General features: G+C 71.0%; 16 protein-coding genes. 3 read left to right on the forward strand and 13 right to left on the reverse strand.

Features of this window, described 5'->3' with window-relative positions:
* Positions 1-82: 82 nt before the first annotated feature.
* Positions 83-1354, reverse strand: a complete 1272-nt coding sequence (locus ACZ7DL_RS16080) for an ABC transporter substrate-binding protein (RefSeq protein ID WP_470774778.1) — start codon at positions 1352-1354, stop codon at positions 83-85.
* A 123-nt stretch (positions 1355-1477) separates the two neighbouring features.
* Here ACZ7DL_RS16080 and ACZ7DL_RS16085 point away from each other — a divergent pair, with 123 nt between their 5' ends.
* The 3 genes from ACZ7DL_RS16085 to ACZ7DL_RS16095 are packed head-to-tail and all read left to right on the forward strand — an operon-like array spanning position 1478 to position 5045.
* Positions 1478-1993 carry a PadR family transcriptional regulator gene (locus ACZ7DL_RS16085; RefSeq protein WP_470774779.1) on the forward strand — a complete coding sequence of 172 codons (516 nt, stop codon included), beginning with the start codon at positions 1478-1480 and terminating at the stop codon, positions 1991-1993.
* Positions 1990-2742 (forward strand): ABC transporter ATP-binding protein, encoded by a 753-nt coding sequence (locus ACZ7DL_RS16090; RefSeq protein WP_470774780.1) that lies wholly within the window; start codon positions 1990-1992, stop codon positions 2740-2742. The genes ACZ7DL_RS16085 and ACZ7DL_RS16090 overlap by 4 nt, the downstream gene beginning before the upstream one ends.
* Before the next feature lie 20 nt (positions 2743-2762).
* Positions 2763-5045 (forward strand): ABC transporter permease, encoded by a 2283-nt coding sequence (locus ACZ7DL_RS16095; RefSeq protein WP_470774919.1) that lies wholly within the window; start codon positions 2763-2765, stop codon positions 5043-5045.
* 7 nt (positions 5046-5052) lie between these two features.
* On the opposite strand, the gene ACZ7DL_RS16100 is transcribed toward ACZ7DL_RS16095, so the two are convergent.
* From ACZ7DL_RS16100 to uvrC, 12 genes are all read right to left on the reverse strand, one after another.
* A complete protein-coding gene (locus ACZ7DL_RS16100) occupies positions 5053-5871 on the reverse strand; it encodes a DsbA family protein (protein WP_470774781.1) in 819 nt (272 codons plus the stop codon).
* A gap of 99 nt (positions 5872-5970) precedes the next feature.
* Positions 5971-7623 (reverse strand): glucose-6-phosphate isomerase, encoded by a 1653-nt coding sequence (pgi, locus tag ACZ7DL_RS16105; RefSeq protein ID WP_470774782.1) that lies wholly within the window; start codon positions 7621-7623, stop codon positions 5971-5973.
* Between the two features lie 231 nt (positions 7624-7854).
* Positions 7855-8190, reverse strand: a complete 336-nt coding sequence (locus tag ACZ7DL_RS16110) for an RNA polymerase-binding protein RbpA (protein WP_003957010.1) — start codon at positions 8188-8190, stop codon at positions 7855-7857.
* A gap of 216 nt (positions 8191-8406) precedes the next feature.
* Entirely contained in the window at positions 8407-8637 is a 231-nt protein-coding gene (gene secG, locus ACZ7DL_RS16115; protein ID WP_067125821.1) for a preprotein translocase subunit SecG, read from the reverse strand.
* A 113-nt stretch (positions 8638-8750) separates the two neighbouring features.
* A complete protein-coding gene (gene tpiA, locus ACZ7DL_RS16120) occupies positions 8751-9527 on the reverse strand; it encodes a triose-phosphate isomerase (RefSeq protein WP_470774783.1) in 777 nt (258 codons plus the stop codon).
* 6 nt (positions 9528-9533) lie between these two features.
* Positions 9534-10745 carry a phosphoglycerate kinase gene (locus ACZ7DL_RS16125; RefSeq protein ID WP_470774784.1) on the reverse strand — a complete coding sequence of 404 codons (1212 nt, stop codon included), beginning with the start codon at positions 10743-10745 and terminating at the stop codon, positions 9534-9536.
* Positions 10746-10889: 144 nt separating this feature from the next.
* Entirely contained in the window at positions 10890-11897 is a 1008-nt protein-coding gene (gene gap, locus ACZ7DL_RS16130; protein ID WP_470774785.1) for a type I glyceraldehyde-3-phosphate dehydrogenase, read from the reverse strand.
* A gap of 298 nt (positions 11898-12195) precedes the next feature.
* The gene (locus ACZ7DL_RS16135) at positions 12196-15150 is read right to left on the reverse strand and encodes a M14 family metallopeptidase (RefSeq protein ID WP_470774786.1); all 2955 of its coding nucleotides are present in this window, start codon (positions 15148-15150) and stop codon (positions 12196-12198) included.
* A 175-nt stretch (positions 15151-15325) separates the two neighbouring features.
* The gene (gene whiA, locus ACZ7DL_RS16140; RefSeq protein WP_470774787.1) at positions 15326-16315 is read right to left on the reverse strand and encodes a DNA-binding protein WhiA; all 990 of its coding nucleotides are present in this window, start codon (positions 16313-16315) and stop codon (positions 15326-15328) included.
* Positions 16306-17373: a gluconeogenesis factor YvcK family protein gene (locus ACZ7DL_RS16145; protein ID WP_470774788.1), complete on the reverse strand. Its 1068-nt coding sequence runs from the start codon at positions 17371-17373 to the stop codon at positions 16306-16308. The genes whiA and ACZ7DL_RS16145 overlap by 10 nt, the downstream gene beginning before the upstream one ends.
* Entirely contained in the window at positions 17370-18386 is a 1017-nt protein-coding gene (gene rapZ / locus ACZ7DL_RS16150) for an RNase adapter RapZ (RefSeq protein WP_470774789.1), read from the reverse strand. The genes ACZ7DL_RS16145 and rapZ overlap by 4 nt, the downstream gene beginning before the upstream one ends.
* On the reverse strand, positions 18383-20479 hold the full coding sequence (uvrC, locus tag ACZ7DL_RS16155) for an excinuclease ABC subunit UvrC (protein ID WP_470774790.1): 2097 nt from the start codon (positions 20477-20479) through the stop codon (positions 18383-18385). The genes rapZ and uvrC overlap by 4 nt, the downstream gene beginning before the upstream one ends.
* Positions 20480-20728: the final 249 nt, after the last annotated feature.

Here is a 20728-nt window from a genome sequence, read left to right on the forward strand (position 1 = left end):
TACTGGCGAGTTCGATGCCCAGACCAGGGCAAATCACCCCAAGGCGAGCACAGTCGTGATGGTGGCGTTACTTAACAAGTAACTATCGACGGGCGATGGCGTCGAGCTCGCGCGCCAGCCGGCGCACGGCCTGGCCGGGCGTCTGGCGCCCGGTGAGCGCGTCCTGCACGACCGCCTGCACGGCCAGGCTCACCTGGTCGTAGTGCGGGCTCTTGGGGCGCGGGCGGGCGGTGAGCACCGCGGTGCGCAGGGTCGGCAGATAGGGGAACCGCCGCACCAGGGCGGGGTCTGCGTACAGCGCGGCCCGCACCGGCGGCAGCGCGCCGCGCGTGAGCACCTGGCGCTGCACGGACTCGCCGGTGAGGTAGGCGATCAGGCGCACGGCGGAGTCCGGGTGCCGGGCGTGGGCGTTGACCGCGAGGTTGGAGCCGCCGAGGACGCTCGTCCCCGGCCCGTCGGGCCCGGGCAGCGGTACGGCGCCGATCCGCCCGGCGACCTTCGTGCCCTTCTCCGCGGCGACGGCGTAGGCATAGGGCCAGTTGCGCAGGAAGAGCAGCCTGCCGTCCTGGAAGGCCTGCTTGGACTCCTCCTCCTTGTACGTCAGCGCCTGCCGCGGGATCCAGCCCTCCCGGATGCCGCGGGCGAGGAAGCCGATGCCCTCGCGGGCGGCGGCGGAGTCGACGGTGACGCGGGTGCCCTCGCCGCCGAGGATGGTGCCGCCCGCCGAGTACACGGCCTCGGCCGCGTTCACGGTGAGGCCCTCGTAGGGCAGGAACTGGCCCGCGTAGCCGCCGAGCCCGTACTTCGGCGCGATGGTCTTCGCGTCGCGCTCCAGCTCGGCCCAGGTACGCGGCGGCGGCACGCCCTCCTTGTCGAGGACGTCCTTGCGGTACAGGAGGAGTCCGGCGTTCGTGACGTACGGGACCGCGTACAGTCGTCCGTCGTACGTCGCCGTGTCCACGACCGGCGGCAGGAAGCTCCCCAGCGGGAAGCGGTCGCGGGGCAGCGGGCGGATCCAGCCGGCCGCCGCGAACTCGGAGGTCCAGTCGACGTCGATGTTCAGGACGTCGAACCGGCCCCGGTCGCCGCCGCGCAGGTCCGTCGTCATCTGCGCGTGCGTCTCGTCGGCGGAGTCGGGCAGCTCGACGAGCGTGACCTTCTCCCCGGGGTGGGTGCGGTTCCAGCCCTGGAGCAGCGGGCCGAGATAGCCGGTGAGATCGCCCGCGGTGGCCAGGGTGAGCGGCCCGCGGCCGCCCTGGGCGGCTTCGCCGGCTCCGGTGCCCGAGGCGACGTAGCCGGCCATGATCACAACGAGAACGAGAAGGCCCCTACCGGCGGCGCGTATCCACCGCATAGGTTCCTCCCTGTACACCGGCACCACGGGCACCCTCGCCCGCGGACAGAGGCCATGTATACCTGTTAGGTATGCGCGATACTAGGGCCTGGAGCACATGGAGCAGACAGGAGGACAGCACGAGTGCGTCTGCCCCTCCTGGCACTCCTGGCCCGCGGCCCGGCCCATGGCTACGAGCTGAAGCAGGACCTTGAGCAACTGCTGGGCGCCGCGTACCCTCAGCCGAACGTCGGCCAGATCTACGTCACCCTGAGCCGCCTGGAGAAGTCCGGGCTGATCGAGGGCGAGGACGTGGAGCAGTCCAGCCGGCCCAACAAGAAGGTCTACCACCTCACCGAGGCCGGACGTGAGGCGCTGCACGTCTGGTTCGAGGAGACCGAGGACGAGCCGCGGGTGCGGGACGAGTTCTTCATGAAGCTCGCCCTCGCCCCGCAGTCCGGTCTCGCCGACCAGATCGCCCTCATCAACCGGCAGCGGCGCCAGTACCTCACCACCATGCGCAATCTGTCGAAACTGGCCGCGGCCGAGAACCGGGACAACCGAATCGCCCACCTGCTGATCGAGGGCGCGATGCTGCACCTCCAGGCCGACCTCGACTGGCTGGAGCGGTGCCAGGAGGAACTGGAGGAACTCGAGTGAGCGACGACCACCCTCCTGTGCTGCGCGCCGAGGGCCTGGCGAAGACCCACTACGGCGAGGGTGCACCGGCCCACGCCGTACGCGGGGTCGACCTGAGCGTCGCCCGGGGCGAGTTCGTGGCGATCACCGGGCCGTCCGGCGCCGGCAAGTCGACGCTGCTGCACCTGCTCGGCGGGCTCCAGCGGCCGGACGCCGGCAGCGTCTGGCTCGACGGCCGGTGCACCGACTCCTTCAGCGAGGCCCGCTGGGCGGTGGAGCGCCGCCGGGCCATCGGCATCGTCTTCCAGTTCTTCAACCTGGTGTCGAACCTGTCCGTCGCCGACAACGTCGAGCTGCCCGCCCTGCTGGCCGGCGTCCCGCCGAAGAAGGCCCGCGCCGAGCGGGAGGCGCTCCTGGCCGAGCTGGGTCTGGAGGGCAAGGAGCGCAGCATGCCGGGCGAGCTGTCCGGCGGCGAGCAGCAGCGGGTCGCCCTCGCCCGGGCGCTGGTCAACCATCCGCCGCTGCTGCTCGCGGACGAGCCGGCCGGCAGCCTGGACAGCAAGGGCACCCGCGAGGTCATGCGGCTGCTGTCCCGCTTCCACGCGCGCGGGCAGAGCATCGTCCTCGTCACGCACGACGCCCGGCTGGCCAGCGCCGCGGACCGGGTGATCAGCTTCTTCGACGGCCGCATAGCCGACGATGCCGCCCTGGACGGCGCCCCGCCGTCCCGGCACGGCGGCATCTCCGGCGTGCTGAAGCTGAGGGACTGACGGTGCCGGATCTCAGGGACGTGCGGGCCGCCCTGCGCTGGGCGCACTCCGATCTGCGCAACCACCGCGGCGAGGCGCTGTTCCTGGTGCTGGCGACCGCCGGGATCGTCGCCTCGCTGCTGCTCGCCACCGCCCTGTTCGGCTATGCCACGAACCCCTGGCAGCGCACCTTCGCCGAGGCACGCGGGGCGCACGTGTGGCTGCGCACCGCGCTGTCCGCCGACGCCGGCAAGCTGGCCGCGCTGGACGGTGTCGGCTCCGTCGCCGGCCCCTACCGCACCGAGTCGGCCACCGTCGCCGCCCGCGGCGCCCGGGCCTCCGTGGAGCTGCGCGGCACCCCGGACCTGCCCTCCGTCGCCCGCCCCCTGCTCACCGCCGGGCACTGGCTGAACCCGGCCGCGCCGGACGGTGTGGTGCTGGAGAGCAGCCTGGCCCGGGCCCTGCTGGCCGAGCCCGGGGACACCCTGACGCTGCCCGGCACCGCCCGCACCGTGACCGTCGAGGGCATCGCGGACAGCGCCGAACCCCGCTACCGCCCGGGCGAGCAGCCGGGGCTGGTGTGGGCGCTGCCGTCCGCGGTGCGCGCCCCGGCCGGCCAGGTCATCGGGCTGCGGCTGGGCGATCCCGGCGACACGGACTACGCGGTGCAGCGTGCCGTCACCGTGCTGGGCGCGGGCTCGGTCGGCGAGGTCTCCACCTGGCAGCAGGCGCGCGCCGAGGCACAGGGCGGCAACCGGCTGCTGGGCCAGGTTCTCGGGCTGTTCGGTCTCGGCGCGCTGATCGCCGCCGGGTTCGCGGTGCACGGCGCGATCTCCACCCGCATCCGCGGGCATCTGCGCGACCTCTCGGTCCTGAAGGCGATCGGTTTCACCCCCGGCCAGGTGGTGCGGGTGTTCCTGCTCCAGCACCTGGCGTACGCCCTGCTGGGCGCCGTGGCCGCGGCAGCCCTGACCGAGGGGCTGGGCAGCTGGGTCCCGGGGCGGCTCGGGGACGCCGTTGGCGTGTGGCAGGGGCTGCCCGGACACACGTCGGCCCTGTGCGTGGTGCCGGCGGCCGCGGTGCTGTTCATCGGTCTGACCACGGCGCTCGCGGCCTGGCGGGCGGGACGGGTGCCGCCGGTCCCGGTGCCGCGCCCGGCCGCGCCGGCCGGCGGGCGGCTGAGCGGGCCGGCCCGGCGGGCGCTCGGACTGCGGCTGCCGGCCGCGCTGGTCCTCGGCTGCCACAAGGCGTTCGCGGGGCGCGGCCGGTCCCTGGCCGGCGTGGCCCGGCTGACGCTGCCGCTGCTGCTGATCGTGGTGGCGCTCAGCGCCTGGACCACGATCGACCGCTTCCACAGCAGCCCCGAGCGGGTGGGGCTGCCGACGGCGCTCACGGTCCGCTCCGACGGCGCCCTGGCCGCGTCCGGCGTACGGGCCGTGCTGGCCCGGGACTCCCGGGTCACCGCCGTCTATCCGGGCGTCGAGGTGGCCGCGCTGGTCCCCGGCCAGACGGGGACGATCGCCCTGCGCGGCATCGGCACCCGCGCCGAGCCCTACCCCTACACCCTCGCCGAGGGCCGCCCCGCACGCGGACCGGACGAGGCGGTGGCCGGCCAGGGCCTGCTCGACGTGCTGCACGCGCGGGTCGGCGACTGGGTCCGGATGACCGTGGGCGACCGGCCGCAGATCCTGCACATCGTGGGCCGCGACATCGAGCCGCGCAACGCCGGCCGGGTCGTGACCACCGCCCTGGACACCCTCCGCGAGAACGACCCCGGACAGTCACCGGCCTTCTACGAGCTGCGGCTGCGCCCCGGCGCCGACCCGCGCGGGGTGGCCGCCGCGCTGTCCTCGGCCGGCCGTGGCCACCTGGAGGTGCATCCGGTGACGAACCCCGCCGACGGTCTGTCCCCGCTGCGTGGTGTCGTCGCCGGTCTGATCGCCGTCCTGGGTCTGATCGGGCTGGTCGAGCTGCTCACCGCGATCGGCGGCAGTGTCCGCGAGAGCGAGCGGGACGTGCTGGCGCTCCGGGCGATCGGCATGTCACCGCGGCAGATCGCCGCGATCACCGTCACGGCGACGAGCTGCACGACCCTGGCGGCGGTCGTCGCCGGTACGGCGCTGGGCCTGCCGCTGGCCCGCCGGCTGATCGACGCCCAGGGCGGATCCAGCGGCATCGGCGCCGGGATCGCCCAGTCTCCCTCCCCCGGGCTGCTGCTCCTGCTGGGCTCGGCCGCCGTGCTGGGAGCGGCGGCACTCGCCACGCTGCCCGCGGCCCGGGCTGCCCGCCGACGGCTCGCGGACACACTGAGCGCGGTGGCCTGACCCGGGTTCAGGCGGAGCCGCTGCCCAGGGCGTCCAGGGCTTGGAAGAACGAGGCGTCCCACAGCTCGGGGTTCTGCCGGACGTTGGTCAGCAGCTCACCGAAGATCTCACCGTCGAAGAGCAGCCCGTTGTACTCGGCCGGGACGCGGACGCCGTTGATGTCCGCGGTCGGCGTACCCGGCCCCCGCGGATCCTTCTTCCCGCCCGCGCGCTCGTACGCCTTCTCGGACGCGGTCACGAACGACCGGTACTTCATGGTCTTCACGGCCGAGTCGAACTCGGGCCCGCGCAGACCGTCGATCCGCCCCGCCAGCTTGAGCAGATAGGCGTCGGTGAAGCCGTCGACGCTCTCCTCGGGCTGGTGGGCGTAGAGCATGTCGTGGTACTCGGCGAACTTGCCGGCGTCCAGCGCGGCCCGCAGGGCGTTGACCGCCTTCCTGGATCCGGAGCCGCCGAGCCGGTCGTCCAGGAAGGAGGCCAGCGTGTACTCGATCTTCACCTCGCGGCGGACCGTGCCCTTGTGCAGCTCCGGCGCGCCACCGCTGGTCTCGAACTCCTCGCACACCGGGCACCGCGGATCCTCGTACAGGCGCACGGTCAACGGGGCTTTCGGGTCGCCGACCAGGATGGTCGTCCCGTCCGCCGCGAGCAGCTCCGGCACGTCCTCCAGCCCGGCGTAGTCCCCCGTGGCCGCCACCGTGGCCGTCGGACGGCCACTCCCGGCATCCGGCTCGGCGTCCGACGACCGGTCCCCGCTGCCGCAGCCCGCCGCGGTCACGGCCAGCACGGCCACCGCGACGGCCGCCGCGAACCCCCTGCGCATCATGCGTGCTTCCTCCCCTGGATCAGCGGAACCCTAGGCGATCAGCACAGAAAACGCACAGTGATTGCCGCCACGGCCGGCCGGGCGGTGGCCGGCGGCGGTTCAGCTGCGGCCGCGCAGCTCCCTGTACCTGGTGACCAGCGCCTTCGTCGACGCGTCCAGGCCGGGGACCTCTTCGCCCTCGGTGAGGGCGGGCTCGACACGCTTGGCGAGGACCTTGCCCAGCTCCACGCCCCACTGGTCGAAGGAGTCGATGTCCCACACCGCGCCCTGCACGAACACCTTGTGCTCGTAGAGGGCGACCAGCTGGCCGAGCACGGACGGGGTCAGCTCGCGGGCGAGGATCGTCGTGGTCGGCCGGTCGCCCTGGAAGGTCTTGTGCGGGACCAGTTCCTCGGGGACGCCCTCCGCGCGGACCTCCTCCGCCGTCTTGCCGAAGGCGAGCGCCTGGGTCTGGGCGAAGAAGTTGGCCATCAACAGGTCGTGCTGGGCCTTGAGTTCGCCGCTCAGCTCGGCGACCGGCTCGGCGAAGCCGATGAAGTCCGCCGGGATCAGCTTGGTGCCCTGGTGGATCAACTGGTAGTAGGCGTGCTGCCCGTTGGTGCCGGGCGTGCCCCAGACGACGGGCCCGGTCTGCCAGTCGACCTGCTTGCCGTCGCGGGCGACGTACTTGCCGTTGGACTCCATGTCCAGCTGCTGGAGGTAGGCGGTGAACTTCGACAGGTAGTGGCTGTACGGCAGCACCGCGTGCGACTGGGCGTCGAAGAAGTTGCCGTACCAGATGCCCAGCAGGCCCAGCAGCAGCGGGGCGTTGGCCTCGGCGGGCGCGGTGCGGAAGTGGTCGTCGACCAGCCGGAAACCGTCGAGCATCTCGCGGAAGCGGTCGGGCCCGATGGCGATCATCAGGGAGAGGCCGATCGCCGAGTCGTACGAGTACCGGCCGCCGACCCAGTCCCAGAACTCGAACATGTTGTCCGGGTCGATGCCGAACTCGGCGACCTTCTCGGCGTTCGTGGACAGCGCCACGAAGTGCTTGGCCACCGCGGCCCGGTCACCGAGCGCGGCCAGCAGCCACTTGCGCGCGGAGGTGGCGTTGGTGATGGTCTCGATGGTGGTGAACGTCTTGGAGGCGATGATGAACAGCGTCTCCGCCGGGTCCAGGTCCCGGGTGGCCTCGTGCAGGTCGGCACCGTCCACGTTGGAGACGAAGCGGACGGTGAGGTCGCGGTCGGTGAAGGTGCGCAGCACCTCGTAGGCCATCGCGGGGCCGAGGTCGGAGCCGCCGATGCCGACGTTGACGACGTTCCTGATGCGCTTGCCGGTGTGGCCGGTCCAGGCGCCGGAGCGGACGCGGTCGGCGAAGGCGCTCATCTTGTCGAGCACGGCGTGCACGGCCGGGACCACGTTCTCGCCGTCGACCTCGACGACCGCGTCCCGCGGGGCGCGCAGCGCGGTGTGCAGCACGGCCCGGTTCTCGGTGACGTTGATCTTCTCGCCGCGGAACATGGCGTCCCGCAGGCCGAAGACGTCCGTCGCCGCGGCCAGCTCGCGCAGCAGCCGCAGTGTCTCGTCGGTGACCAGGTGCTTCGAGTAGTCGATGTACAGATCACCGACCTGGAGCGTGTACCCGCTGCCGCGCCCGGGGTCGGCGGCGAACAGATCCCTCAGACGGGTGTCGGCCAGCTCCTCCCGGTGCTTGGCGAGAGCGGTCCATTCGGGCGTCTGATGGAGCCTGGTGCGGCCGTCTGCGTTCATTTCCGACTTCGACCTTCTTTCGTACGCCTTCCCGCTGCCGCTCCCAACCTAATTGATCAGCGGGCGGGACAGGCGATGACGACGCTGTCCTCACGGGCGACAACAGGTACGTCCGGCCGGCCTGTCGGTATCAGTGCGGTGACGGCGGCCCGTTGCGCGGCCGCCCGGCTCCCGGGTGGCCGCGAAACGGCTCCGGCCAGGCGCCCGCAGGCGCCCGGCCGGTGAGAATCCCTAGATTTCGCCCCGCAGTTTGGCGAGCGCCTCGGCGAGGATCGCCTCGCCGTCCGCGTCGCTGCGCCGCTCCCGTACGTACGCGAGGTGCGTCTTGTACGGCTCGGTGCGCGGCGGGTCCGGCGGGTTGTCCCGGTCCTGGCCGGCCGGGAAGCCGCAGCGCGGGCAGTCCCAGGTGTCGGGAACCTGCGCGTCGCTGGCGAAGCTGGGCTGCGTCTCGTGCCCGTTGGAGCACCAGAAGGAGATGCGCAGACGCGGCGCGGACTCGCCGCGCTCGGCCTCGCCCATCGGCCCCGCCCCGACCCGGCTTCCTCGGATCGCGTTGCCACTTGCCACGGTCGTAACTCCCTGCGTGATGGTGCCGCGAAGCGAGTCGGCGTTTCGCTTCGCTGCGAGCGCCTCAGTCTACGTAAGGCCCAACGCGCGTCCAGTGATTGGAGTTACCGGCCCGCACATCCAGACGCAAGCCCCATGATAGGCCGCGCTCAGGAGCGCGTACCGAACATGGGGCTTTCCGTGCGGAATGTGCGGAATATACCCGCCGTTCGCGGGTCAGCTGTTCGTCTTCATCAGGATGCCGAGGACGATGATGCACGCGAACCACAGCACGCCGATCACGATCGTGATCCGGTCGAGGTTGCGCTCGGCGACCGAGGAGCCGCCGACGGAGGACTGCATGCCGCCACCGAACATGTCGGAGAGGCCGCCGCCCTTCCCCTTGTGCATCAGCACCAGCAGCATCAGCAACAGGCTGAAGACGATCAGGGCGATCGAGAACCCCAGAACCACGGCTGGACCAACTTCCTCGGATTCGGATGGACGACGGGGGCACAGCGCTCGGCTGTGCCCCCGCAAGGGTACGACGTATCGCCGCTACCGCCTACTCACGACCAGGCTCACTGATCACGGAAGCGCACGATCTTGACGAACTCGTCGGCGTCCAGCGAGGCACCGCCGACCAGGGCACCGTCGATGTCGGCCTGGGCCATGATCTCGGCGACGTTGCCCGACTTCACCGAGCCGCCGTACTGGATGCGGACCTTGTCGGCCAGGTCCTGCGAGTACAGTTCGGCGATCTTGTTGCGGATGGCGGCGCAGACCTCCTGGGCGTCCTCGGCGCCGCAGACCTTGCCGGTGCCGATGGCCCACACGGGCTCGTAGGCGATCACGATCGTCTCGGCCTGCTCGGCCGGGAGGTCCTTCAGGCCGCCCTCGACCTGGGCGAGGGTGTGGCTGACGTGGTTGCCCGCCTCGCGGACGTCCAGCTCCTCGCCGACGCACAGGATCGGGGTGAGGCCGTGCTTGTAGGCGGCCTTGACCTTGGCGTTGACCAGCTCGTCGGTCTCGTTGTGGTACTGGCGGCGCTCGGAGTGGCCGATGACCACGTACGTGCACTTCAGCTTGGCCAGCATCGGGCCGGAGATCTCGCCGGTGTAGGCACCGGAGTCGTGCTGCGAGATGTCCTGGGCCCCGTACTTGATCTTCAGCTTGTCGCCGTCGACCAGGGTCTGCACGGAGCGCAGGTCGGTGAAGGGCGGCAGGACGGCGACCTCGACGGCCTCGTAGTCCTTGTCGGCCAGGGCGAAAGCGAGCTTCTGGACGTGCGCGATGGCCTCGAGGTGGTTGAGGTTCATCTTCCAGTTGCCCGCCATCAGCGGCGTGCGAGTGGTCATGCGGGGTCAGTCCTCCAGTGCGGCGAGGCCGGGGAGCGTCTTGCCCTCGAGGTATTCGAGGGAGGCGCCGCCACCGGTCGAGATGTGGCCGAATGCGTTCTCGTCGAAGCCGAGCGTGCGCACGGCCGCGGCGGAGTCACCGCCGCCGACGACGGTGAAACCGTTCGAGTCGACGAGGGCCTGGGCGACCGCCTTGGTGCCCTCGGCGTAGTCGGGGTGCTCGAAGACGCCCATGGGACCGTTCCAGAAGACGGTCTCGGCGTCGGCGAGCTTCGAGGCGTAGAGCGCTCGGGTCTTGGGGCCGATGTCCAGGCCCTCCTGGTCGGCGGGGATCTTGTCCGCGTCGACCACGGTGTGCTCGGTGGGCGCCTTGGTCTTCAGGTCCGGGAAGGTCCGGGAGACCAGGACGTCGACGGGGAGCAGTAGCTCGACGCCCTGCTTCTCGGCGCGCTCCAGGTACTCGGTGACGGCCGGGATCTGGTCCTCCTGGAGGAGGGAGATGCCGACCTCGTAGCCCTTGGCCTTGAGGAAGGTGTAGGCCATGCCGCCGCCGATGAGCAGCCGGTCGGCCTTGGCGAGGAGCTGGTCGATGACGGCGAGCTTGTCGGAGACCTTGGCGCCGCCGAGCGCGACGACGTAGGGGCGCTTGACGTCCTCGGTGAGCTTCTTCAGGACGCCGACCTCGGTGGCGATCAGGTAGCCGGCGTAGTGCGGCAGCCTGGCCGGCAGGTCGTAGACGGAGGCGTGCTTGCGGTGCACGGCACCGAAGCCGTCACCGACGTAGACGTCGGCCAGCTCGGCGAGCTTGTCGGCGAAGGCGCCGCGCTCGGCGTCGTCCTTGGCGGTCTCGCCGGCGTTGAAGCGCAGGTTCTCCAGGACGGCGACCTGGCCGTCGCCGAGGCCCGCGACCGTGTCCTGGGCGGACTGCCCGACGGTGTCGGCCGCGAAGGCCACGGCGGAGCCGAGGAGTTCACCCAGCCGGGAGGCGGCCGGAGCGAGGGAGAAGGCGGGGTCCGGGGCGCCCTTGGGGCGGCCCAGGTGCGAGGCGACGACCACCTTGGCGCCCGCGTCGGCGAGGGCCTTGACGGTGGGCAGGACGGCGCGGATACGTCCGTCGTCGGTGATCGTCCCGTCGGACAGCGGCACGTTGAGGTCGGCGCGGACGAAGACCCGCTTGCCGCTCACGCCGTCGGCGAGAAGTTCGTCGATCGTCTTCATTGAGTGGACTCCTGGGGAGGGCTCTTGATGCCCCTGATCGTATGAGGGCGTGGTCCGTACGTGAGACAGGGCCCGGTCAGCGCGCCGGTGCGCTGGCCGAGCCCTGCTCTCACTTCAAGGTCCTGCTGCTGCGATCTGCGGTGATCAGAGCTGGTTGCCGACGAAGACCGTGAGGTCGACGAGGCGGTTGGAGTAGCCCCACTCGTTGTCGTACCAGCCGATGACCTTCACGTTCCTGCCTTCCTGGACCATGGTCAGGGAGGAGTCGAAGGTGCAGGAGGCCGGGGAGTTGACGATGTCGGAGGAGACGATCGGGTCCTCGGTGTAGTCGAGGAGGCCCTTCAGCTCGCCCTCGGCGGCCTTCTGGAAGGCGGCGTTGACCTCTTCCTTGGTGACGTCGCGGCCGAGCTCCACGACCAGGTCGGTGACGGAGCCCGTCGGGACCGGGACGCGCATGGCCATGCCGTCCAGCTTGCCCTTGAGCTGCGGGAGGACCAGAGCGGTGGCCTTCGCGGCACCGGTCGTGGTCGGGATGATGTTCTCGGCGGCGGCACGAGCGCGGCGCAGGTCCTTGTGCGGGAAGTCCAGGATGCGCTGGTCGTTCGTGTACGCGTGCACCGTGGTCATCAGACCCTTGACGATGCCGAAGTTCTCGTCGAGGACCTTCGCCAGCGGCGCCACACAGTTGGTGGTGCAGGAGGCGTTGGAGATGACGTGGTGGTTCGCCGAGTCGTACGTGTCCTGGTTGACGCCCATCACGATGGTGACGTCCTCGTCCTTGGCCGGAGCCGAGATGAGGACCTTCTTGGCGCCGCCGGCCAGGTGCTTCGCGGCGTCTTCCTTCTTGGTGAAGATGCCGGTGGACTCGATGACGATGTCGACGCCCAGCTCGCCCCACGGGATGTCGGCGGGGTTGCGCTCGGAGAGCACCTTGATGGTGTGACCGTCGACGGTGATGGTGTCGGCGGTGTGGGTGACCTCCTGCTTGAGGCGGCCCAGGATCGTGTCGTACTTGAGCAGGTGGGCGGTGGTCGCGGTGTCACCAAGGTCGTTGACAGCCACGACCTCGATGTCCGCACCCTGCTCCAGAAGCGCGCGGAAGTAGTTACGACCGATGCGGCCGAAGCCGTTGATGCCTACGCGGATCGTCACGAACCGATCTCCTCGTTGGTACGCCGGTCATGCGGTGCCGGCGAGCTCTATTTGGGATGTCCCCGACCACCCCCGACCCTACCTCTCTGCGGCCCTCTCGGTGACATCGAGATGCCGCATACACGGGCAGGCGGTCCGTACCGGCCAGTAGGGGTACGGACCACCTCGGATCGGCAGCGGATTCATCCGTATTTGTTACGGAATGCCGGGCGGTGTTGATGTCATTTTCACTCGTTCGTGAGCGGGTCGGCTCACTTGATGTGTACCCCGTCCGTGCACCGTTGAGAGGGGGCTCCGCTCACCTGTCGAGCGAGGCGAACGCCTTCCTCAGCAGGGCGGCCCGGTCGGCCGCCGACGGCACCTGCTCCAGACCGAAACCGAGCAGCACGGTGTCGTCCGTGGTGACCGCTCCATATGTCTGGAAGAGGGTTCCGGTGCGCGTCCAGTCCTTCAGGACCGCCGGGCTGCCCGCGGGCGGTCCGGCCGCCTTCCAGGCGCCGAGGGACGACTCGAAGCCCTCGGTCTCCTTCACCGTGCCGCCGGCCACCAGCGAGGCGTCGTCGGCGAGGACGCCGTGCCCGCCGCTGCCCGGGTCGGTGACGTAGCCGATGGACACCTCGACGGACCTGCCGGCGTAGGCGCTCAGGTCGAAGCTCACCTGCCGCCAGCCGCCGGAGCTGCCGGTGAGGCTGTTCCAGGCACCGGTGCCGCCGGTCGCTGTGCAGGTGTTTCCGGCGAGCGTCAGGTAGTGCTTCAGCCACGGGTGCTCGCCGATCAGGAACCCGGCCCCGCAGTCCTCCGGAACGGCCGTCTTCGTGGCCCCGCCGGCCTCCGGCAGGGTCGTCCAGTCGTCGGCGCCCACGGTGTGCGCCTCGACCACCGCGTGGTCGTAGCCGGGCTCGGTGTCCCACAGCAGCCGGGTGCTGAGGGCCGGCTTGTCGGCGGCGGCGACACCGGTGAGGTCGATGGTGCGGGTGAGTCGCTTGTAGCCGTCGTCGGTGTGCACGGCGGCGGCCATGCCGGAGCCCGTGTACGGCCCGTACGGGTTGACGGTCCCGGCGAACGCGCCCGCGCCCGCGCTCCGGAACTGCGGATAGGTGGCAACCGGCAGCTCGTCGGAGGTGATGCCGTAGGTACCGGCCTGGTCGAGCGGGTTGCCGGCCGCGTCGCCGAGGGCACCGGTGAAGCCGTCCAGCGTGCCGGAACCGGTGAACCCGGTGGCCCCCTTGGTCGACGTACGGCTGAAGGCGCCCAGGTAGTACTGGCTGAAGTCGTCGGACGGGGTGCCGCCGCCGAGGTCGACGCTGCCGCCGGCCAGCTCGCCGGCCTCGATCAGCCGGCCGCCCTCGTTGAGATGGGCGCGCAGCCGGAGCTGGGTGGGGTTGGCGGGGCCGTTCGCACCCGAGTAGTGCACGACCGTGCGGAAGTGCCCCAGTACGCCGAGCGCGTCCGGGGCGCCCTGGGTGGCCACGTCCCACACGAGCGCCCGGTGCCCGGCCGCCTTCAGCGCGTCCACATAGGTCCGCGCCCGCGTGGCGGCCGTGCCCTCCTCGGCGACCACGAGGGTGTCCGCCTTCGGCCGCTTGGCGACGGTGTAGGTGAAGTGGGAGCTGGACACCTTCTTGCCGGCCCTGGTCTCACCGGTGAACCACACCTCGACCTTGTCACCCGGCTCGCCGTCCTGCACCCGGGCCCGGTACTCGTCGAAGTAGAGGTCGTCCTCGCCGCCGTAGGTCTGTCCGCCCTGCCAGTGCTTCAACGCCTGGTCGAGCGTACGGCCGCCGTTGACGCGGTACTTGAGCTCCTTGTCCCGGATCGCCTTGCGGGCGACGACCGAGACCTCCTGGTCCGCGCCCCGGGAGTACGACGTGGAGAACGCGGCCGGGGTGAAGTCGGCGGCGTGCAGGCCGACCGAGGAGACCGGCCGGTCGGGGTGCGCGGCGGTCTCGGCGACGGAGAGCGCGAACGGGATGTTCTTGGTGAACTCCTGCCGGATCAGCTTCTCGTCGTCGGGGAAGTTGAAGACCGACTGGCAGTCCTGGCGCTTCCAGGCGTCGTCCGGATCGAGATCGGACGCGGTCTGACAGGTCGACATCTCCGGGGTGAACATCGCCATCCCGTTGACGTTCGACGCGTGCCCGTCCGCCTCGCCGTTGGTGGTGTACAGCTCCGAGGAGACCTGCGGGTGGTAGCCCGGGACGGCCGGGTTGTCGGGGGTGCCGGCGAGCGCCTTGTAGAGGACGTCGTCGGGCGTCGGGGTGGCCACCTGCCAGCCGACGCCGTAGAGGAGGAGTTCGGCGGCCGAGTGGTAGTTGATGCCGTACGTGAAGCCGACGCGCTTCTCGAAGCCGTCCAGGGCCCGGGTCTCGGGCTCGGACGCGGGGCTCGCGCCGCGGTAGGTCTGGCTGGTGGGGTTGGGGGACGAGCCCTCGTCGTCGTAGCCCCACTTGTAGGGGAAGTTGCGGTTGAGGTCGACACCGTCGCCCGTGCTGATGGCACCGTCGCCGTTGACGTCCCGCAGGTTCTTGCGCCACAGGCGGCTGTCGGGGCTCTGGAAGGTGTAGTCGTAACCGTCCGGGTTGGCCGAGAGGACGAACCACAGCTCCGTCGAGTCGACGATCTTCTTGACGCGCTTGTCGGTCTTGTAGTGGTCCAGGTAGTAGTGCATCAGACGCCGGGTCATCTCCGGCGTGATCCACTCGCGGGCGTGCTGGTTGGACAGGTAGAGCACGGACGGCTTCGAGCCGTCCTTCGACTTCTTCGCGTTCCTGGTCAGTTTGAGCGCGAGGACGTCCTGGCCCTTGACGGTCCTGCCGATGGACTCGACCTTGGTGAGGCCGGGGTTGGCCTGGGCGGTCCGGAGGATCTCCTCCTTGAGCCCGCCGCTTCCGCTGTACGGGCGGAACACGCCCTGGGCCGCGTCCTCGACCCGGGCCACCGCCTTGGCCGAGAGGGTGTGCTCCTCCAGGTCGACGCCCTGCTTACGCAGGTGCGCGGCCTGCTTGTCGGTGAGGTAGACCTCCACCTCGGTCCTGCCGCCCCCGGTCACCTGCTCACCGAGTTCATGGCCGTCCTGACCGGCCTTGAGCAGCAGCGGGATCTGCTTCCGGGTGACGTCGGCGCGGAAGACCTTGACCTCGTCCGGGTCGGACTCGGCCGAACGTCCGCTCTGCGCCTGGGCCGTGGGTGCAAGGCTCGCCCCGCCGATGAGAAGCGCGCCGACAGCGAGGATCGCTCTCGCTCTGTGTCTCATGAACCCCCCTAGCGGTGGTCCGCCACAGCGGCGAACAGGTTGCCAGGCTCATGTCACTTCTTGATCGAGTCAAGAGCGCTTCACGGACACGTAAACGCTCGTGGTACGGGTGTGACAGGCCGGTGCCGAAGGGCCCACATGGCCGTCGGCACCGGCCAGTTGGAGCGGTGGCCGGTCAACCGGCCATGTTCTCCGCCAGCTCCTCGGTGAGGTTCGCCTCCGTGCCCGGGATGCCCAGGTCGGCGGCACGCTTGTCGGCCATGGCCAGCAGACGGCGGATCCGGCCGGCGACCGCGTCCTTCGTCAGCGGCGGGTCGGCGAGCGCGCCCAGCTCCTCCAGGGACGCCTGCTTGTGCTCCATGCGCAGTCGTCCGGCGGCGGCGAGGTGCTCGGGGACCTCGTCCCCCAGGATCTCCAGGGCGCGCTGCACACGGGCACCGGCGGCCACGGCCGCGCGGGCCGAGCGGCGCAGATTGGCGTCGTCGAAGTTGGCGAGCCGGTTGGCCGTGGCCCGCACCTCGCGGCGCATCCGGCGCTCCTCCCAGGCCAGCACGGACTCGTGCGCCCCGAGCCGGGTCAGCAGCGCGCCGATCGCGTCACCGTCCCGGACGACCACCCGGTCCACCCCACGCACCTCGCGGGCCTTCGCGGCGATCGACAGCCTGCGGGCGGCACCGACCAGCGCCAGCGCCGCCTCCGGGCCCGGGCAGGTCACCTCCAGGGAGGAGGAACGGCCGGGCTCGGTCAGCGAACCGTGCGCCAGGAACGCTCCGCGCCAGGCCGCCTCGGCGTCACAGGTGGCCCCGGAGACCACCTGCGGGGGCAGGCCGCGGATCGGGCGGCCCCGGCCGTCCACCAGACCCGTCTGCCGGGCCAGCTGGTCACCGCCCGCGACGACCCGGACGACATAGCGCGAGCCGCGGCGCAGCCCGCCGGGCGCCATCACGATCAGCTCGGAGCTGTGACCGAAGATCTCCAGGATGTCCCGCTTGAGCCGGCGCGCCGCCATCGCGGTGTCCAGCTCCGCCTCGATCACGATGCGCCCGCTCACCAGATGGAGGCCGCCGGCGAACCGCAGAATGGCGGAGACCTCCGCCTTCCTGCAGCAGGTCCGGGTGACGGGGAGCCGGGAGATCTCGTCCTTCACCGCTGCCGTCATCGCCATGGGCCGATCCTTCCATGCATCCGAAAAATACGGTCGTACGCGGCGGCCAACAGCTCCGGGTCGTGCCGGGGAGATCCGTCGGTCCGGGCCACCGGCGCCAGCTCGACCGCGGCTCCCAGCCGCTTGGCGGCCTCGGTGAGCGAGTCGCGGTCGGGCACGGCGGCCTCGTCGGCCAGCACCACGTCCAGGGCGAGTTTAGGGGCGTGTCGCCCCAAAACCTCCAAATGACGCTGCGGGGAGAAGCCCTCGGTTTCTCCCGGCTGAGGCGCCAGGTTCAAGGAGAGCACCCGGCGCGCCTTGGTCTCGGTGAGGGCGTCCAGCAGCTCGGGGACGAGCAGGTGCGGGATCACCGAGGAGAACCAGGAACCGGGGCCGAGCACCACCCAGTCCGCGTCCAGGACCGCCGCCACGGCCTCGGGGACGGCGGGCGGGTCGTGGGGTACGAGGTGCACCGACTGCACCTCGCCGGGCGTCAGGGCCACGGTCGCCTGCCCGCACACCGTGTCCACGTCGTCCGGGCGCTCCGGGTCGTGTCCCTTGACCAGGGCCTCCAGCTCCAGGGGCACGGCGGACATGGGCAGCACGCGCCCGTGCGCGCCGAGCAGCTTGCCGACCAGGTCCAGCGCCTGGACGTGGTCGCCGAGCTGCTCCCACAGGGCGACGATCAGCAGGTTGCCGACCGCGTGGTCGTGCAGATCGCCCTGGGACTGGAAGCGGTGCTGGATGACCCGGGCCCAGGTCTGGCCCCAGTCGTCGTCGCCGCACAGAGCGGCCAGCGCCTTGCGCAGGTCGCCCGGCGGCAGCACGCCCAGCTCGTCCCGGAGCCTGCCGCTGGAGCCGCCGTCGTCGGCCACGGTGACGACGGCGGTGAGATCGCCGGTGATCCGGCGCAGCGCGGCGAGCGACGCGGACAGGCCCATGCCGCCGCCGAGCGCGACCACCTTGGGCTGGGCGCCGCGCCGGCGGGGCCGGCCCCCGCGGGCCTCGGCGGTGCGGCCGGCGCGCGCGTCGGGCACCATCCGGCGCAGCCGGCCCAGCCGCGGTGTACGTTCCGTCATTCCCGTCCCATGTCCCGGTGTACGACCACCGTCTCCACGCCCTCGGCCGCGAGGCGCGCGGCGAGCTTCTCCGACACCGCGACCGAGCGGTGCTTGCCACCGGTACAGCCGATGGCGATGGTCACATACCGCTTGCCCTCGCGTCGGTACCCGGCCGCGATGAGCCGCAGCAGTTCGGCGTACCGGTCGAGGAACTCCTTCGCGCCGGGCTGGTTGAAGACATAGGCGGCGACCTCCTCGTTGAGGCCGGTGTACGGGCGCAGCTCCGGGACCCAGTGCGGGTTGGGCAGGAACCGCATGTCCGCGACCAGGTCGGCGTCGACCGGGAGGCCGTACTTGAAGCCGAAGGACATCACGGTGGCCCGCAGCTCGGGCTCCTCCTCGCCGGCGAACTGGGCGTCCATCTTGGCGCGCAGCTCGTGCACGTTGAGGCTGGAGGTGTCGATCACCAAGTCGGCGTCACCGCGCAGCTCGCGCAGCAGCTCCCGCTCGGCGGCGATGCCGTCCACGATGCGGCCGTCACCCTGGAGCGGGTGCGGGCGGCGCACCGACTCGAAGCGGCGGACCAGTGCCTCGTCGGAGGACTCCAGGAAGACGATCCGCCGGGTGACGTGCTTCGCCTCCAGGTCGGCCAGCGACTCGCGCAGGTTGTCGAAGAAGCGCCGGCCGCGCACGTCCACGACGACCGCGATCCGCGCCACGTTGCCCTGCGAGCGGGCGCCCAGCTCCACCATGGTGGGGATGAGGGCGGGCGGAAGGTTGTCCACGACGAACCAGCCGAGGTCCTCCAGACACTTCGCGGCCGTGGACCGGCCGGCTCCGGACATGCCGGAGATGATCACCAGCTCGGGGATGGCCGCCTCGGGGGCCCCGGCTGTCTCGCTGCCCGTACTCACCTGTGCTCCGTTGTCCTGCCCTGCGTCCTGGCCGGCGCCCGGCCGGGCGGCATCGTCGCCCGTGTCGTTGTGCGCCTGATCTCGCTGTGCTGTGGGCTGTGCGTCGTGCTCGGTCATGTCTCCTGCCCCCGTCGTTCGTCCGGGGCGCCCGCGGTCACGGGCTCCCCCGAGGAACCCCCCGTCGTATCGGGTTCCTCGTCCTCAATGATCTCTCCGGTCGCCGTGTTCACGGCGGGTGCGGCCGGGGCCGCCTGAGCGAGGGCCACGGCGATGGTCTCGGCCGTCTTCCGGCCTATCCCGGGCACTTCCTGGATCTGCTCGATTGTGGCCGACCGGAGCTTCTTCACCGAGCCGAAATGCTTGATGAGTGCCTGTTTGCGCGTCTCGCCGAGGCCGGGGACCTCGTCCAGCGGGCCCGCGCGGAAGCGCTTGGCGCGCTTGGTGCGCTGGTAGGTGATCGCGAACCGGTGGGCCTCGTCGCGGACGCGCTGGAGCAGATACAGGCCCTCGCTGGTGCGGGGCAGGACCACCGGGTCGTCCTCGGCGGGCACCCAGACCTCCTCCAGGCGCTTGGCGAGGCCGCAGACGGCGATGTCGTCGATACCCAGCTCGTCCAGGGCGCGCCGGGCCGCCGCGACCTGCGGCCGGCCACCGTCGACCACGACCAGCTGCGGCGGGTACGCGAACTTCTTGGGGCGGCCGTCGTCGTCCTTGAGGGCGTCGGTGACCGCCTCGGTGCCGGCGAGCGCGCCGTCACCGTCGGCGAGGGCGTCCTCGGCGCCGGAGCCGTCGGCCCACTCCCCCGTCCTCTCCTTCTCCGCGAGGTAGCGCTTGAAGCGGCGGGTGATCACCTCGTGCATGGAGCGGACGTCGTCCTGGCCGGCGAAGCCCTTGATCTGGAAGCGGCGGTACTCGCTCTTGCGCTGAAGACCGTCCTCGAAGACGACCATCGAGGCCACCACGTCATCGCCCTGGAGATGCGAGATGTCGTAGCACTCGATCCGCAGCGGGGCGCTGTCCAGGTCGAGCGCCTCGGCGATCTCCTCCAGCGCACGCGACCGCGTGGTCAGGTCGGAGGCGCGCTTGGTCTTGTGCAGCGCGAGGGCCTGCTGGGCGTTGCGCTGCACGGTCTCCATGAGCGCCTTCTTGTCGCCGCGCTGCGGGATGCGCAGCGACACGTTCGCCCCGCGACGGCCGGTCAGCCACTCCTGGACCGGCTCGACCGGCTCGGGCAGCGCCGGGACCAGCACCTCCTTGGGGACCGCATCTCCGGTCTCCTCACCGTACAACTGCTGGAGGGCGTGCTCGACCAGGGCGCCGGTGGTGACCTCCTCGACCTTGTCGGTCACCCAGCCGCGCTGGCCGCGGACCCGGCCGCCTCGCACATGGAAGATCTGCACAGCCGCCTCCAGCTCGTCCTCCGCGACGGCGATGAGGTCGGCGTCGGTCGCGTCGGCGAGCACGACCGCGTTCTTCTCCATGGCCTTCTTCAGGGCCCCGATGTCGTCGCGCAGGCGGGCCGCCCGCTCGTACTCCATCTCCTCGGCCGCCTCCCTCATCTGCTTCTCCAGACGGCGGAGGTACGTGCCCGTGCGGCCGGCCATGAAGTCGCAGAACTCCTCGGCCAGCTCCCCGTGCTCCTCGGGGGTGATCCGGCCGACACAGGGTGCGGAGCACTTCCCGATGTACCCGAGCAGACAGGGACGGCCGGTGCGCGCGGCGTTCTTGAAGACTCCGGCCGAGCAGGTGCGCACCGGGAACACCCGCAGCAACAGGTCGACGGTGTCCCGGATGGCCCACGCGTGCGCGTACGGCCCGAAGTACCGGACGCCCTTCTTCTTGTGACCGCGCATCACCTGCACGCGCGGAAACTGCTCGCTCATCGTGACCGCGAGGTAGGGGTAGCTCTTGTCGTCGCGGTACTTGACGTTGAACCGGGGGTCGTACTCCTTGATCCAGGAATACTCCAGCTGCAGCGCCTCGACCTCCGTGGACACCACGGTCCACTCCACGGACGCGGCGGTGGTCACCATCGTCCGGGTCCGCGGGTGCAGGTTCGCCAGGTCCTGGAAGTAGTTCGCCAGGCGCTGACGCAGGCTTTTCGCCTTTCCGACGTAGATCACCCGGCGGTGCTCGTCACGGAACCTGTACACCCCGGGAGAGTCCGGGATGTCTCCCGGCCTGGGGCGGTAGCTGGAGGGGTCGGCCATGTCTCACACCCTACTGGCGAGCACCGACACAGCGTCGGGCCTGTGCACTACGCCCACACCCGCACGGTGCATGACCTGGGGTGAGGAAGCTGCTGCGGGGGTTCGGGGGTCGGGCGGGGGTTGACTGGGCTGGGTGCTCTGTCGCGGGGGTGGCGGGGGCGGGGCGGGGCTGAGTCGTCTGCTGCCAGGGTTGGCGGGGGGCAGGGGGCCGAGTCGTCTGCCGTGAGGGCTGGGCGGTGGCCCGCAGGC

The sequence above is a fragment of the Streptomyces sp. NPDC036984 genome, from assembly GCF_055607665.1.

Bases quoted from the DNA above. Each gene is read 5' to 3' on its own strand.
- ACZ7DL_RS16080 (WP_470774778.1), bottom strand. From the start codon at position 1,354: ATGCGGTGGATACGCGCCGCCGGTAGGGGCCTTCTCGTTCTCGTTGTG.
- ACZ7DL_RS16100 (WP_470774781.1), bottom strand. From the start codon at position 5,871: ATGATGCGCAGGGGGTTCGCGGCGGCCGTCGCGGTGGCCGTGCTGGCC.
- pgi (WP_470774782.1), bottom strand. From the start codon at position 7,623: ATGAACGCAGACGGCCGCACCAGGCTCCATCAGACGCCCGAATGGACC.
- tpiA (WP_470774783.1), bottom strand. From the start codon at position 9,527: ATGACCACTCGCACGCCGCTGATGGCGGGCAACTGGAAGATGAACCTC.
- ACZ7DL_RS16125 (WP_470774784.1), bottom strand. From the start codon at position 10,745: ATGAAGACGATCGACGAACTTCTCGCCGACGGCGTGAGCGGCAAGCGG.
- ACZ7DL_RS16135 (WP_470774786.1), bottom strand. From the start codon at position 15,150: ATGAGACACAGAGCGAGAGCGATCCTCGCTGTCGGCGCGCTTCTCATC.
- whiA (WP_470774787.1), bottom strand. From the start codon at position 16,315: ATGGCGATGACGGCAGCGGTGAAGGACGAGATCTCCCGGCTCCCCGTC.
- ACZ7DL_RS16145 (WP_470774788.1), bottom strand. From the start codon at position 17,373: ATGACGGAACGTACACCGCGGCTGGGCCGGCTGCGCCGGATGGTGCCC.
- rapZ (WP_470774789.1), bottom strand. From the start codon at position 18,386: ATGACCGAGCACGACGCACAGCCCACAGCACAGCGAGATCAGGCGCAC.
- uvrC (WP_470774790.1), bottom strand. From the start codon at position 20,479: ATGGCCGACCCCTCCAGCTACCGCCCCAGGCCGGGAGACATCCCGGAC.